This window comes from Acinetobacter sp. CAU_H_S170_2 (assembly GCF_058890445.1).
Window position 1 is genome coordinate 199,522 of record NZ_JBZYAE010000001.1, and the last position, 13,710, is coordinate 213,231.

Sequence of the window (13,710 nt, forward strand, 5' to 3'; positions counted from 1 at the left end):
AAAAGTCTTTTTGGTCTAATTAAACTAATAATTTCAAAGGTATCCTGAATAAAACAGCTTTTTCTGCGGGAAACAGAAAAAATGCCTTATAATATGACTCCGTGAAAATAAGCCAGTTGCACACTGCTGCTTAAATCCTCACGAACTGCCTGAGCCTTAGGGCATGGAAAGACTGAAATGAAGCGCTTTTCATGCAGAGAACCCTAGCCCACAAACAACTTGTTTACTTCTTGCAAGGTCTGAAAACGATGAATGCTCCAGTCGCTTTAACCCCAGAGTTATTGACCCAATTGACAGCAATTGTAGGTGAAAACCGCATTAAAACCGATGCGGATAGCCTTGAAAATTGGGGACGCGATCATACCAAACATTTTGATCCAAACCCGTCAGTCATCGTTTTTCCATCGAGCACGGAACAAGTGCAAGCGGTTGTGAAACTTGCAAATGAGTTCAATGTTGCGATTACACCATCAGGTGGTCGTACTGGCTTATCTGCCGGTGCAGTCGCTGCCAACGGTGAAATTGTGGTGAGCATGGACAAGATGAACCAAATCTTGGAATTCTTCCCAGCAGACCGTATGGTTCGAGTCCAAGCAGGCGTGGTGACTGAACAGCTGCAAAACTATGCTGAAGAGCAAGGCATGTATTACCCTGTCGATTTTGCTTCTGCGGGTTCGAGTCAAATCGGTGGAAACATTGGCACCAATGCGGGTGGTATTAAAGTCATTAAATACGGCATGACGCGTAACTGGGTACTCGGTTTAACTGTAGTCACGGGTAAGGGTGATGTGCTGCGTCTAAACAAAGGCATGATCAAAAATGCAACTGGTTATGCACTGCAACATTTATTCATTGGTGGTGAAGGGACACTGGGCTTGGTGACTGAAGCTGAAATCAAGCTGGAACGCCAACCGCAAGACCTTCAAGTAATGGTATTGGGTGTACCTGACTTTGATGCGGTGATGCCTGTACTGCATGCTTTCCAAGCAAAAATTGACCTGACTGCATTTGAGTTCTTTGGTGAACTTGCAATGCAAAAAGTGTTGGCACATGGTCATGTACAACGTCCATTTGAAACCGAATGTCCATTCTATGTATTGTTAGAATTTGAAGCGCCATTTGAGCCGATCATGGACAAGGCGATGGAAATTTTTGAGCACTGCATGGAACAAGGCTGGGTACTGGATGGCGTGTTGAGCCAAAGCCTCGATCAAGTGGAAAGCTTATGGCGTTTACGTGAAGACATTTCTGAGTCAATTGCACCATTTACACCGTACAAAAACGATATTTCAGTTCTGATTACGCACGTACCTGCATTTATTAAAGAAATTGATGCGATTGTAGCAAGCAACTATCCAGACTTTGAAATCTGTTGGTTCGGACATATTGGTGATGGTAATTTACACTTAAATATTTTAAAACCGGCTGACTTAAGCAAAGACGAATTCTTTGCAAAATGTCAGGTGGTGAATAAATATGTCTTCGAAACTGTAAAAAAATACGACGGTTCAATTTCTGCGGAGCACGGTGTAGGTATGACCAAAAAGCCATACCTTGACTACACGCGTTCGGCGGAAGAAATTGAATATATGAAGGCATTGAAGCAAGTTTTCGATCCAAACGGGATTATGAACCCAGGTAAATTATTCGACCTTTAAGTTCGAATTGGGTTTTAAAAGCGCATCCATGGTGATGCGCTTTTTTTATGGCTGAAGGGACTGAATTACATTTACTAAATAGTGTAATAGGCCTAAAAAAGGCATGATGGACTGATAAATAATGAATTTTGGGTGGAATTTATGTTGCGTCTTATTTTAGCTTCAGTCGTATGTGTGGGATTATTGTCTGGTTGTGCGACGACCAAAGAGTTAGTGAATAAAGTCGGTTCGTCAGATACGCCGTTGGCTCAGGTACTCAAAGAGCGTCCAGATTTGCGTAATGAGTTGGCTACGGTTGAAATCCGCCAGTACTTTAATACGGTTGAGTCACCGACTGCGGCAGAAGTTAAAGTGACTGAAACAGGTTTGTTAGATGATTCAGTAAAGTCGGTGCGTACCGTGTATAACTTTAAGTTGGTCGATGGCGACTGGGAAAAAACTGCGACGAAAACCTCTTACCAATGTGCGCGCGGTAAAAATACCAAGAACTTCCAAACAGCGAAGTGTGCATAATAAATCTTTGATTTATGGTTGAACTTTAGACAAGTTTGCCTCATAAAAAGCGTATCGGTTGATGCGCTTTTTTGTTTTTGGGGTTTTATAAAAATGAATATTTTGATTGTTGGGAACGGTTTTGATTTATCGCACTACTTGCCGACAAAGTACGATCATTTTATGGTTGCAATGGAAGCAATAGAAAATTGGGATGTGTCAAAAGGTGAAATGAACTTTGATGATCTGTTTAGTGCCTTGTATGAGAAAGAAGACTACTTTTTTGGCTATACAAAAGCGATGTATAAAACGGATGAAATAAAAATGTCAGTTGATCAAATCAAAGATTTACAAGAACAGTTGAAAGATAATGTTTGGTATCAGTATTTTTCAGATCATATGAAAGAAGTAAAGACATGGATTGATTTTGAACAAAAAATTGAAGATGGCTTAGATTCGGTAGTTTTGTGCTTACAACAGGCCGAAAAATTTTCGTTAGATAAGAATTACCTTAAAACGAATATTGATTTTGAAAAGAACTCAGATATAGAACAGTTTTTTTTAAATCGATCAACTTGCAATATACTTAAAAATTTAGGAATTTTAATATCAGACTATTATGATGAGGAATATGATAGTGATAATGATCGATTTATCTTACATAAAATTTATAACCCAGAATATCAGAGTGATGATAATTTAAAATTTTTTTATCAATTTGCTATGGATTCAATAATTTAGATAATAAAAAAGTTGTTAAATTTCTTTTTAGTAATTTAGAAAATTTTATTGATATTTTTAATATCTATTTGAGGGATGTTGTTGATCATTTAACAGCTAAAAGTATCTTTAATAAGACATTGTTTGATTCACTAAGTTTTGAAAAAATTTACTCCTTTAATTATACATCCACATTTATCAAACTATATGAAGAAGAACAAGATATAGATTTTTTACATGGGAAATTTGGTAAAAACCAGAATATTGTTTTAGGAATTTCTGAAATTACTCATGAGTTTCTACAGAAGCTAAAAGCTTATGGCTTTACAAAGTATCACCAAAAAATATTAAAAAATACGAATTATTTGTTTTTGGACGATTCAACAAATATTTTTAAAGCAATTATGAGAGGAACAACTGTTATTGACACTAGTTTGAAGAAATTCAATTTTTATATTTGGGGTCACTCATTAGATATATCTGATCAGGAATATATAAAAGATTTGTTTTCATTTAACTTGGAGAAGGATCAAAACGTAAAAATTATAATTTTTCACTTTGATGAACCAGCAAAATATGAGCTTTTGGGAAATTTATTACATATATTAGGGAAGAAGAAAATTGAGCAATGGATGAAAAAAGGGTGGTTAAAATTTGAAAAAAATCCTGATATTGCCAAAATTAATGGTATAGAACCTGTCGAGTTACCTAAAATGACTGCTCAAGCATCCTAAATTCAAAACACTGCAACTCAACTAGCCTATCGAACAGGGCTGTTTGCTAGGCTATGATCAAATTATTCAAATGATAAGCAGAATAAAATGAAAACCCTTGCCTTTATTCACTCAGAAAGTACACGGACGGCTGTCGGTGACTTCGCCCCAGTCGTATCTGTGTTTTCACACTATGAACTAGGGAACTCGGTTTCACCTTTTCTATTGTTGGATCATATCGGCCCGAGTTATTTACAGCCAACTCGCTTAAAAAAGGGTGTGAGTGAACATCCGCATCGTGGCTTTGAAACCGTGACCATTGTTTATCAAGGTGAACTCACCCATCAGGACTCCACAGGCAGTGGCGGTGTGATTGGGGCAGGGGATGTACAGTGGATGACGGCAGGGGCTGGGGTACTGCACGAAGAAGTATTTAGTGAGGCATTTTCCAAAACAGGTGGGGCATTTGAAATGATCCAACTGTGGGTCAACCTACCTGCCAAAGACAAAATGAATCCTGCACGTTATCAGCACTTGAGTCGTACCATGATTCCAGAACTGGAGTTGGCGCAGGCTCAAGGAACGGTCAGGGTGATTGCAGGGACGTATGAAAACCAGACAGGGCCTGCTCAAACGCATAGCCCTATGACCGTGTTGGATATTCAGCTTACAGCGGGTACGAAAACAGTTTTACCCGCATCGGAAGGCGAAACGACACTGCTGTATATCCGTAGTGGTCGTCTTCAGCCCAATAGCGGAGAAATGATAGAAGCACAGCAGATGGCAGTCATGTCTAATCATGGTGAGCATCTCGAAATACAAGCGGTACAAGACAGCGCTTTTTTATTACTCAGTGGGCAGCCTTTAAATGAACCGATTTATGGACGCGGTTATTTTGTCATGAACACCTTCGCCGAAGTTTTACAGGCGTATGAGGACTTAAAACAAGGGCATTTTATTGCGCCTAATACAAAGCCAAATGCGACAGATGAAACTTAAAAAAGTAACAATACAAACAGATGCAACACTGCTAAAATAGCTTAACTGAGCTTTGTCGGTGTCACAGCTCGGTCTATTTTAATAACACCTTTTCTAAAAACGCTTTGTGAATACAGCGTAAAACCAGTGTGCATTTCTCGCACCCATTACATTTTTTATTCAATTTTACAGTGCTTGCCATTGGGCTTAGTCGTCTCTCCCTCTAACTGACTTTGCTCAGGCTTGTACGCATTTTATATGTAGATAACAATGCAAAACGTACAAACTTTAAAGTTAAGCCGTGCCACATTGATGTTTCCTTTGGCATTGGTTTTATTCGAATTTTCGGTCTATATCGGTAACGATTTAGTCCAGCCTGCCATGCTCGCGATTACCCAAGACTTTGGGGTAAGCAGTGCATGGGCACCGTCCTCTATGTCCTTTTATTTACTGGGCGGTGCCTGTGTCGCGTGGTTACTTGGGCCACTCTCAGACCGTTTAGGTCGTAAAAAAGTGTTGCTCGCAGGTGTGGCATTTTTCGTGCTGACCTGCCTCGCGATTTTACTCACTCAAAACATTGAGTCTTTTTTGGCGCTCCGCTTCTTACAAGGCGTGGGGCTATCGATGATTTCTGCTGTGGGTTATGCCGCAGTACAGGAAAGTTTTGAAGAACGTGATGCCATTAAAGTCATGGCACTCATGGCCAATATTTCTTTGCTGGCACCGCTGCTTGGTCCAGTAGTGGGCGCGTTTATGATTGACCATGTGTCATGGCATTGGGGCTTTATTGGCATCGCCTTTTTGGCTTTTTTAAGTTGGTTTGGTTTAAAAGCCAAAATGCCTGCAACACAACAGCGTCATTCTAAAAAGCCGCTGCGCTATATTTGGGATGACTATAAAACGGTCTATAAAAATAAGACCTTTTTGGCGCTCACCTTTGGTTTGCCTATGGTCGCCATGCCTTTGATGCTGTGGATTGCGCTGTCGCCTGTGATTTTGGTGGAAGAACTTGGCTTGAGCAGTATGCAATACGGCTTGGCACAGTTCCCCGTCTTGGGCGGTCTCATTCTGGGCAACATTGTATTGATTAAAGTCATCGATAAAATGGCACTGGGTAAAACTGTGTTACTCGGCTTGCCTTTGATGTTCGTTGGTACACTGTTGGTGGTACTCGGCACTATTTTCCAAAGCTATTTCTTGCCGTTACTGATTGTGGGGATGACTTTGGTGAGCTTCGGCGAAGGTATCAGTTTTTCTGTGTTATATCGCTTTGCTTTGATGTCATCGGAAGTGTCCAAAGGGACGGTTGCCGCAGCCGTTTCGGTACTGATGATGTTTACGTTCTTCTTCGTGATTGAACTGGTTCGCATGGCTTATGTGGCATTTGGTCTTTGGGCCTACAGTTTGGTCTGCCTGATATTGATTGCACTTTGGTTTAGCTTTCCACGTGCGACCGTGAAAAAAGTGATGCAAAAACGTCTTGAGAGTGGTGTTTACTAAGATTAAATTCAGCTAAGTTCACATCAAAAAAAGCGCGCATTCATTTGAATGGGCGCTTTTTATGACTGCTTTACAAAATCCTTTTTAAAGCCAGTTTTTTAACTCAGGCTTCAGCTTGCTCAGGTTCTAATTTTTTAATTTTGGCATCAAACACAAAAGGCCCAAAAGGTAAGATTGAAGCGATCAAACCTAAAATAAACATCTTCAAAGACCATTTTTGCTTTTCACATACCACAAACAGCACAATTAAAAACAAGATAAATAATACGCCATGCCCCATACCCACGTATTTGACTAGGATAGGGTTATCAAAGATGTATTTCATTGGCATCGCAACGAATAACAACAGTAAAAAAGAAATCCCTTCTAAAAATCCTACAACACGTAATGTCTGAATGTTCATGGTCAAAAAATCTATGAGAATGAAGCTCGAGTGTACGCAAGAACCAGATAAAAATGAACCACAATACACCATGAACCTTTTAAAGATCGTCGTTGTGTACTCCGTTTTATTTAATATCTCGGGCCAGCAGTTCAGTTTTTAACTTCAGCAATTCGGGCAGAGTTTCCAGTAGTAGACTGATTTGTTTGAGTACCAAGTGTAAATTCTGATTCATGGTTTCTTGAGCATTTAAGCGTTTAATCTCTGCCAGTTTTTGCTGGATGTCGAGTTCAGCTAATGCCTGCTGATGGAGCAGTACATGATTTAGCGTATTTTGACACCACAGCATGAGTTCCAGCACTTGTGTATCCTGCACCAATTCTCGGTGGCTTCCTAAAGCAGAAATATAACTGAGTTGACTGTGGCTATATACCAAGTAGCGAAAAGCATGATGTACCAGTTCTGGGTTTGGATTGGGCTCGGTACTGAGACTAGAAATCATGTTTGCCAGTTCGGTTTGGGCATTATGCGCAGTACGTCGTGCACTGCGGTAAGCCAGACTATTATTTTTGCCGTGTTGATATTGCTCACAGATGGCATTGAAATAGTTGAGGGTTGCATCGGATGCTTTTTTAATGGTGTTGGAAATATTGCGGAAGTCCCAATCGGGCCAAATAAAACTCACTGCGAACCAAGCAATGGCACAACCAATGAGGGTGTCTATAATTCGTGGTAAAATAATGGCATAGCCTGCACCTTTTAAATTAAAAATCAGCAGCACCATGAGTGTTGCCATCAGGGTCGCCATGGCATATTTCTTGGAACTGAGATAGAAAAAACACACGCCAAAAATAATGGTTAGTAGCAGTTGTCCTTCAATACTTGGGACGAAATACAGCAGCGGAATCCCTAAAACAACGCCCAAAATTGTGCCTAAGGTTCGCATTTTTAAGCGACTTTTGGTGGCGAAATAACGCATTTGGCAAACAAATAAACTGGTGAGCAAAATCCAATAGCCATGTTGCGCAAAGGGCAAAAGAGAGATGCCATAACCTACAGCAAAGACAAAGGCGATGCGTACAGCATGGCGAAACAGTGCGGATTGGGGGGTGAGATGTTGACTGAGTTTGAGCCACAGATCATGCCAATCATGGATATCATCATCATATAAATTGAGGTTATCAATATGCTGCTGATAACGCTGTTCTTGGCGCGATTGTAGTTCGTTGAGGTGCTGAAAACGTTCATGCACACTATCTAAATTGTTTAAAATCAGTTGTAGGTTTTTGACTTCAATATTGTGTGGATGATCTCGAACCCAATCCTGCATGGAACTGTGTAAATTCAGCAACGCCTGAGTGGTCGTTGGATCTGATACATAGGTTTGATTGGTTAAGATACACCGTGCCAAAGCCTGACAGGCAAGAGCTTGCAGCCGAATATTTTTTTGAATACGAAAAATGAGGTCAGTTCGGCTAAAGTTTTGATGTAACTGCTCATAGTGTAAATAATTAGAGCTGGCTTGTTCATGAATGTCTTGAACGAGAAAGTAGAGGTTGAGCCAATAAATTGTATTTTGGTTGGCGCGAGACGCTTTTAATCGCGTCAGTAGTGAACTTTTGGTGTGGTTAAAACTTTGCACCACAGTACTGTTTTGTAGGGATAAATCGTAGAGCAGCGCTTCTACATTGTCTCGATTGTCTGGGTCGAATAGACGTGCTTTTGCGTTGAGCAAATCGGCAACTTGGTTAAAACAGCGGGCTAAGTTGTCCTGAACGGCCAAGGTGGGTTTAAGAATATAAAACACAATGGCGGTACAGCCATACCACAATGCTCCCAAGACAAAACAACTGGGTTGAAAGTACCAAACCGAATATTCACCTAGGCCAAACATGCTGTATAGGGAAAGTAAAATGGTACCAAAGCTCATTGCTGCATAGCGTTGCCCCAGTGACCCCAGTAAAATAAAACAAGCACTAGACAGTGATAAATATAAGATGAAGAAGAATTTATAAGGATGCAAAAAATCTAAGATGCTACTAACGCTAAAGAACAAGATACAGACATAGGCAAGGTTTCTGAGACGAATGCTGAGCCGGTCATCGAAGTCGGTCAGGGCTGTTGCAATTGCACCTAATGTGGTCGGAACAATAAGCTGTTGTAGTCCTAAAAAATATAAACCTAAGGTTGTGCCACTCAGCACAATCAAAATTTGCAAGCAATACATAAAAATTGCATTGGACTGAAAGGACTGAAACCACTGACGAAGATTGTTCACGATGTAATAGTCTAGGCTTAGTTTTATTTTGGTTTTAGCCTGAACTTTTTTCAGGGCGCTGTCAATTTAATGCTGTGGTCCATTGCATGAAAAATTCACCTATGACAATAAAAATGCAGCGGAGCATGGCTCCGCTGCATTGTGTGTATAAGTCGAAACTTATCCACATGTGTGCGGTCAAAACACTGCTTTATTCACAGTGCAGGGGGCGATAGAGTTACTTAATCACGCCACACGCAATACGGTCACCGCCACCGCCAAGTGGTTTAGGTGTATCTGAATAGTTATCACCACCTGCATGTACCATCACCGCTAAGCCCTCAACGTCAGCTAAACTTAAGCGAGGAGCGAGTAAATTGACTTTTGCATTACCTGCTGAGTCGACATTCAAGATGGGTAAATCACCTAGATGGCCATTCAGTGGTGTGCCGTGGTTTGGCGCTTTTTCTGGGTTAAAGTGTCCCCCAGCGGCTAAAGCAGCCACAGGTTTTCCTTCTTTTTCAGCTACATCACACGAACCTTTTTCATGGATATGAAAACCGTGTGGGCCGGGTGGAAGTTGAGTCAAATTGGTTTGAATCGCTAAACCAACAGGGCTATCAATAAAACGAATGGTGCCAATTTTTTGTCCTACACCTGCAGTTGAAACAGCGTGTACATCGACGTCTTTGACCATCGTGTTGGTTTCAGTAGGTGTAGTAGTACATGCCACAGTCCCTAAACCGATTAAAGTCACAAGTGCGCTTAGTTTGAAAGCAGAAGACAACATGTTGGGTCCTTTTTTCCTTAAAATTCAGAATTATTCAAACAAAGTCAGGGCTTCGGTTCAATGTTGTCCGTACAGCGTTTTTGTATCTGACATAAAAAAGCGCATACTTTCGAGGAAAGCATGCGCTCAAGTCATTTCACAGAACTTATTTTTTGGGCGTATCTAAAGGCTCTTCAGGTGGATCATAAGCCAATGTCGCTTTCGGCATCATGAGGGGTTCATTGACTTGTTCATGTAGCCATTCGCGCCAAATGGCTAACAGTACCGCTAGAATCACGGGGCCGACAAACAAGCCGACCATACCAAAGCTGGCTAAACCACCCAATACACCAAACATGATGAGCAAGAACGGAATTTGCGTTGCACCTGAGATCACCAATGGGCGAATCACATTGTCTGCTGTGCTGACCACACAGACACCCCACGCCATCACTCCAATCGCTTCAATAGTCTGCCCTTGAGAGAATAACCATAAAGACACGGCACTATATGCCACAGGAGGGCCAAAAGGAATGAGTGCAAAGATAAAGGTCACAATGGTCAGTACCATTGGGTTTGGGACACCAGCAACAAAATAGCTCAGGCCTGCCAAGAGTGCTTGTGCAATTGCAGTCAGGCCAACCCCATAGACCACAGCACGCGTGGTTTCTGAAATGGTGTCTAAATAGTGGTGAATACGTGGGCCAATCACCATCTCCAACGCTTTACTGACCTGATTTAAAATGGTTTGTCCGTCACGATAGAAGAAGAATAACGACATCACCGCAAAACAGAGTTTAAAAATATTTTTACTAATTTCACTCAGCACCAAACGACCATAATTTAAGTGGCTTTGAAACCAGCCTGAGACATTTTGTACAATACTGTTCGGATCGGTGTTGATTTCTTTTAAAGTACGGGTGACTTCTTTACCGATAATGGGCAAGTCCCGAATAAATTGCGGAACATCTAAATGACCTGAGAACACTTGTCTTTGTAGTTCATAAAATAGATTACGACCTTCATGCTGCAGCATAAAGATGGCAAAGGTTAGCGGGATACCGACAACTAACACCACCATACTGATCATGAGGGTGGCGCTTAAGGTTGGACGTGGTCCACAGAGTTTCTGCACTGAGTGATATAAAGGCCATGTGATGTAGGCAATAATCGCAGCCCAAAGCACAGGTACAATAAAGTATTTCAGGACTTGAAAGCTCAAATAGAACAGAATAAAAATCAGTCCAAATAACAATACTTTTTGTAAGGCTGGTGCGTATCGTTGCACGGTATTCACTGCTATATCTCTAAGGTCAAAGTCATATTAACTGAAAAAAATGCGCACGAGAACGTACCCTTGGTAAGTTCTCGTGAATAACCGACTATAAATAGGGAATAGTCCCGTTTTATCTATAGCAAAATATTTTAGAACCAAGCACTTGGGTCATCGACAATAGCGTTGAGCAGCGGTTGCCATTGACTTTGAATGGAGAGGTAATTCTTTTGTGTTTTATCAAATATGCTTAAACCTTGCATTGCCAATTGACCATACGCGGTACGCTCTGAAATCCATGCTACAGGTTGTTGTTCAATTTTCGCAAAAAAATCTTGGATGTCTTTGGCACTGGCGCTGTTGGCTTTGACCCGATTGGCCAAAAGCAAAATTTGCACTTTGCCTTTACGAATGCGTTTAATGTCTTGTAAATGCTTTAAAAAACGACGGGTACTGTCAATATCAAAAAACGAGGGTTGCAGTGGCGTCACAATCGCATGCGCTTCACTGACCAGCTGTTCGGCATGCTCACCAGACAGCGCACCCGGCGCATCGATAATTAAATATTCAATGTTTTTAGGCACTTCACCAATCGATTTCTCATGGCGCCAATCTAAACTTTGAATATGTGCCACTTGCTCTGGACGCTGTTTTAACCACTGACGAGCAGATTTTTGATTATCGGCATCCGCCAAAGCCACTTTATAACCTTTTTGTGCGAGTGCCGAAGCTAAATTGATTGCGGTTATCGTTTTGCCACAGCCACCTTTTTGGTTGGCGATTAATATCGTTTTCATGACCTTAAATGATTTTATTCTGCTCACCCCTAGCATATCATTCTTTTGTGTGTCGCATATGACACCAAACCAAAGTTGTAAGTTTAAATCTTGCTACCTGTAGCACAAAATTAGGAAAGAACCATGTCCATATGGATGGCAATGTTGATCGGTGCAGCAATTGGTGTGGTCTTGACCACCCTTATTTTAAGTCACAGCCGAAATGGACGCATCAAAGCAGAATATGAGCGCTACATTGCCGAATTAGAACTAGAGCATCAGCAGGCTTTAACCCATGCACAAAAGCGCAGTGTCAATACCAGTCGTGCAGTGCTCAAAGGTAAAATGGCGGAGCAACTGGCACCGATTATGCCTCAGTTTGAATACTTACCTAGTGATGCCAAGTTTTTGGGTGATCCTGTCGACTATGTGGTCTTTGATGGTTATACCGACCTACGTGATGGTGAAGGGCGACCAGAGGACATTGAAATTGTTCTCATTGATATTAAAAGCGGTGGGGCTAGGCTGACCAAAGGACAAGTTGCTATTGCACAAGCGATTCAAGCAGGGCGGGTTCGTTTTGAAACGGTCCGCATCGACTTCGATACGATCGAATAAGCTTGATAATGTCTACCCATGAAGGCATTTCTTTATATAGAGCAGATGCTTTCTACATGACTATCATGACCCATCGCGTGAATGTGGCTTTTGAGCACGTGCAAAAAACATCAGTTGTCCGAGTTTCGGAATACCTTCGGCATAAAAGTAGTGTTGTTCTATCATATTAAATCCTGCTGCTTTTAAGGCCTGTTCAATGTTTCGATTGAGATGGCAACCATCGGCTAAACGCTTTTGCACAGGCGTGAGTAAGTGTTGTAGGCGCTGAATATAAAGGTTATTTGTATTTAATACATGCTCCACCACATGTAAGGTACCACCCGGTTTGAGCACGCGTAATATTTCTGCCAAAGCCTGTTCTAGCTCAGCAATACTACACAGTGTCCATGTACTGACTACATGCTCAAGGCTCTGGTCAGCAAAAGGCAGCTTTTCCGCACGGGCTTGTACATGATGCACTTCAAATGCTGCTGCTTGTACCCGCTCTAAAGCCAAATGATAAATTTCAGGACTGGGTTCAAGGGCAAAGACAGTATCGACATTTTGATAAAAGGGTAGATTTAGCCCTGTACCAAAACCAATTTCCAATACCTCTCCCTGAATTGGCAAAAGCAGTTCGCGGCGCTTGTCCATTAAGCTTGGTACTTGCATGACCTGATTCAGGACATGCGGAAAGATGTGCTGTTGATAGTATTTATAAAGCATAATTGTTTTTGGGCTCTGTTCTTCAGCTCTAGCCTAACTGAAAAGTGCTGTGGCTAAAAGTAGACTGCATAATTCGTTCACAATGTTACTAAGTTAATAAGCTTCTTTTCAGGAAACTGGACTAAGATGAAATTGGTTCGTATTTTCCTAGGTCGAAGGGAATGAGGTTTGCAATGAAATCTAAATTTATCCTGCTCGGTTTACTCAGCAGTTTGCTGTTGCCCATCAGTGCAAGTGCAACTGTGGATTACAACATTGCCAAAGGTTTAGCGCCGACCTCTAAAGATCAATCGATTTCGGTGTTGAAACCGTTTAAAGGTGATTTTCGAATTTTAGGTTCTAAAATGTATTCGGATGATGCACAAGCCAAATTCTCTCCGATTGACTACGCCGTAAGTTGGGGCTTATTTGCTGAACCTGAAATTGCACGCCATATTACCGTGAATCAATACGACCGTTATCTCAACTGGAAAATCGATCGTTTGCCTGTGCCTGCCGAGCAAGCCATGCAAATGGTGTCAAATATGCACATCATTCCAGCCAACCCTGAAATTGCTAAACAAATTAAACACGTGAAACGTGGTGATTTGGTTCGTTTAAAAGGTGAGTTGGTTGAAATTAAAGACAAAGATATGGTCTGGACCTCATCCTTAACCCCGACCGATACGGGCGATGGAGCATGTGAAGTATTTCGGGTCAGCTCAATCCAATGGATCGAACGGGTAAAGGGGTAATGTGGAAGTAGCGCTGAGTTACTTCATCGTGCTGTTTTAATGTTTTCTAGGCGATTAATAGCCATATGACGTCTTGCTCCACGTGAAACCTATTGGTCAAATCTGTGGATGCTTATAGGTGTATCAATGTTAATA

The 13,710-nt window shown here is 41.4% G+C and carries 14 protein-coding genes; 8 read left to right on the forward strand and 6 right to left on the reverse strand.

Translation table 11 applies throughout. The features are described from left to right. Positions 1-248 precede the first annotated feature (248 nt). The 6 genes from AC5EUN_RS00945 to craA all read left to right on the forward strand — a co-directional run bounded on the left by AC5EUN_RS00945 (position 249) and on the right by craA (position 6,061). The gene (locus tag AC5EUN_RS00945) at positions 249-1,658 is read left to right on the forward strand and encodes an FAD-binding oxidoreductase (protein WP_004978025.1); all 1,410 of its coding nucleotides are present in this window, start codon (positions 249-251) and stop codon (positions 1,656-1,658) included. Positions 1,659-1,799: 141 nt separating this feature from the next. Further along, positions 1,800-2,171 (forward strand): hypothetical protein, encoded by a 372-nt coding sequence (locus AC5EUN_RS00950; RefSeq protein WP_125281048.1) that lies wholly within the window; start codon positions 1,800-1,802, stop codon positions 2,169-2,171. Positions 2,172-2,264: 93 nt separating this feature from the next. After that, positions 2,265-2,891, forward strand: a complete 627-nt coding sequence (locus AC5EUN_RS00955) for an AbiH family protein (RefSeq protein ID WP_493352152.1) — start codon at positions 2,265-2,267, stop codon at positions 2,889-2,891. Between the two features lie 68 nt (positions 2,892-2,959). Continuing rightward, entirely contained in the window at positions 2,960-3,604 is a 645-nt protein-coding gene (locus AC5EUN_RS00960; protein WP_493352153.1) for an AbiH family protein, read from the forward strand. Between the two features lie 87 nt (positions 3,605-3,691). Further along, positions 3,692-4,582: a pirin family protein gene (locus AC5EUN_RS00965; RefSeq protein WP_493352154.1), complete on the forward strand. Its 891-nt coding sequence runs from the start codon at positions 3,692-3,694 to the stop codon at positions 4,580-4,582. A gap of 249 nt (positions 4,583-4,831) precedes the next feature. Beyond that, the gene (gene craA, locus AC5EUN_RS00970) at positions 4,832-6,061 is read left to right on the forward strand and encodes a chloramphenicol efflux MFS transporter CraA (protein ID WP_151836793.1); all 1,230 of its coding nucleotides are present in this window, start codon (positions 4,832-4,834) and stop codon (positions 6,059-6,061) included. Positions 6,062-6,164: 103 nt separating this feature from the next. On the opposite strand, the gene AC5EUN_RS00975 is transcribed toward craA, so the two are convergent. From AC5EUN_RS00975 to AC5EUN_RS00995, 5 genes are all read right to left on the reverse strand, one after another. Next, a complete protein-coding gene (locus AC5EUN_RS00975; RefSeq protein ID WP_004977999.1) occupies positions 6,165-6,464 on the reverse strand; it encodes a DUF3817 domain-containing protein in 300 nt (99 codons plus the stop codon). 106 nt (positions 6,465-6,570) lie between these two features. Then, on the reverse strand, positions 6,571-8,721 hold the full coding sequence (yccS, locus tag AC5EUN_RS00980; RefSeq protein ID WP_131230701.1) for a YccS family putative transporter: 2,151 nt from the start codon (positions 8,719-8,721) through the stop codon (positions 6,571-6,573). 217 nt (positions 8,722-8,938) lie between these two features. Then, positions 8,939-9,490, reverse strand: a complete 552-nt coding sequence (gene sodC / locus AC5EUN_RS00985) for a superoxide dismutase family protein (protein ID WP_159152632.1) — start codon at positions 9,488-9,490, stop codon at positions 8,939-8,941. A 145-nt stretch (positions 9,491-9,635) separates the two neighbouring features. Next, positions 9,636-10,757 (reverse strand): AI-2E family transporter, encoded by a 1,122-nt coding sequence (locus AC5EUN_RS00990; protein WP_171519344.1) that lies wholly within the window; start codon positions 10,755-10,757, stop codon positions 9,636-9,638. 137 nt (positions 10,758-10,894) lie between these two features. Next, positions 10,895-11,539, reverse strand: coding sequence for a ParA family protein (locus tag AC5EUN_RS00995; protein ID WP_131230696.1), 645 nt, complete (start codon positions 11,537-11,539; stop codon positions 10,895-10,897). Between the two features lie 123 nt (positions 11,540-11,662). On the opposite strand from AC5EUN_RS00995, the gene AC5EUN_RS01000 reads away from it, so the two are divergent. After that, positions 11,663-12,136, forward strand: coding sequence for a Holliday junction resolvase-like protein (locus tag AC5EUN_RS01000; protein ID WP_131230694.1), 474 nt, complete (start codon positions 11,663-11,665; stop codon positions 12,134-12,136). 63 nt (positions 12,137-12,199) lie between these two features. Here the strand turns inward: AC5EUN_RS01000 and AC5EUN_RS01005 are convergent, their stop codons facing one another. Continuing rightward, a complete protein-coding gene (locus tag AC5EUN_RS01005; protein ID WP_131230691.1) occupies positions 12,200-12,841 on the reverse strand; it encodes a class I SAM-dependent methyltransferase in 642 nt (213 codons plus the stop codon). Between the two features lie 173 nt (positions 12,842-13,014). Here AC5EUN_RS01005 and AC5EUN_RS01010 point away from each other — a divergent pair, with 173 nt between their 5' ends. Further along, the gene (locus AC5EUN_RS01010; protein WP_004691412.1) at positions 13,015-13,575 is read left to right on the forward strand and encodes a hypothetical protein; all 561 of its coding nucleotides are present in this window, start codon (positions 13,015-13,017) and stop codon (positions 13,573-13,575) included. Positions 13,576-13,710: the final 135 nt, after the last annotated feature.

What these genes read in the sequence shown, in the direction of transcription:
- AC5EUN_RS00945 (WP_004978025.1), top strand. Translation starts at nt 249, where the DNA reads ATGAATGCTCCAGTCGCTTTAACCCCAGAGTTATTGACCCAATTGACA.
- AC5EUN_RS00950 (WP_125281048.1), top strand. Translation starts at nt 1,800, where the DNA reads ATGTTGCGTCTTATTTTAGCTTCAGTCGTATGTGTGGGATTATTGTCT.
- AC5EUN_RS00955 (WP_493352152.1), top strand. Translation starts at nt 2,265, where the DNA reads ATGAATATTTTGATTGTTGGGAACGGTTTTGATTTATCGCACTACTTG.
- AC5EUN_RS00965 (WP_493352154.1), top strand. Translation starts at nt 3,692, where the DNA reads ATGAAAACCCTTGCCTTTATTCACTCAGAAAGTACACGGACGGCTGTC.
- craA (WP_151836793.1), top strand. Translation starts at nt 4,832, where the DNA reads ATGCAAAACGTACAAACTTTAAAGTTAAGCCGTGCCACATTGATGTTT.
- AC5EUN_RS00975 (WP_004977999.1), bottom strand. Translation starts at nt 6,464, where the DNA reads ATGAACATTCAGACATTACGTGTTGTAGGATTTTTAGAAGGGATTTCT.
- sodC (WP_159152632.1), bottom strand. Translation starts at nt 9,490, where the DNA reads ATGTTGTCTTCTGCTTTCAAACTAAGCGCACTTGTGACTTTAATCGGT.
- AC5EUN_RS00995 (WP_131230696.1), bottom strand. Translation starts at nt 11,539, where the DNA reads ATGAAAACGATATTAATCGCCAACCAAAAAGGTGGCTGTGGCAAAACG.
- AC5EUN_RS01000 (WP_131230694.1), top strand. Translation starts at nt 11,663, where the DNA reads ATGTCCATATGGATGGCAATGTTGATCGGTGCAGCAATTGGTGTGGTC.
- AC5EUN_RS01005 (WP_131230691.1), bottom strand. Translation starts at nt 12,841, where the DNA reads ATGCTTTATAAATACTATCAACAGCACATCTTTCCGCATGTCCTGAAT.
- AC5EUN_RS01010 (WP_004691412.1), top strand. Translation starts at nt 13,015, where the DNA reads ATGAAATCTAAATTTATCCTGCTCGGTTTACTCAGCAGTTTGCTGTTG.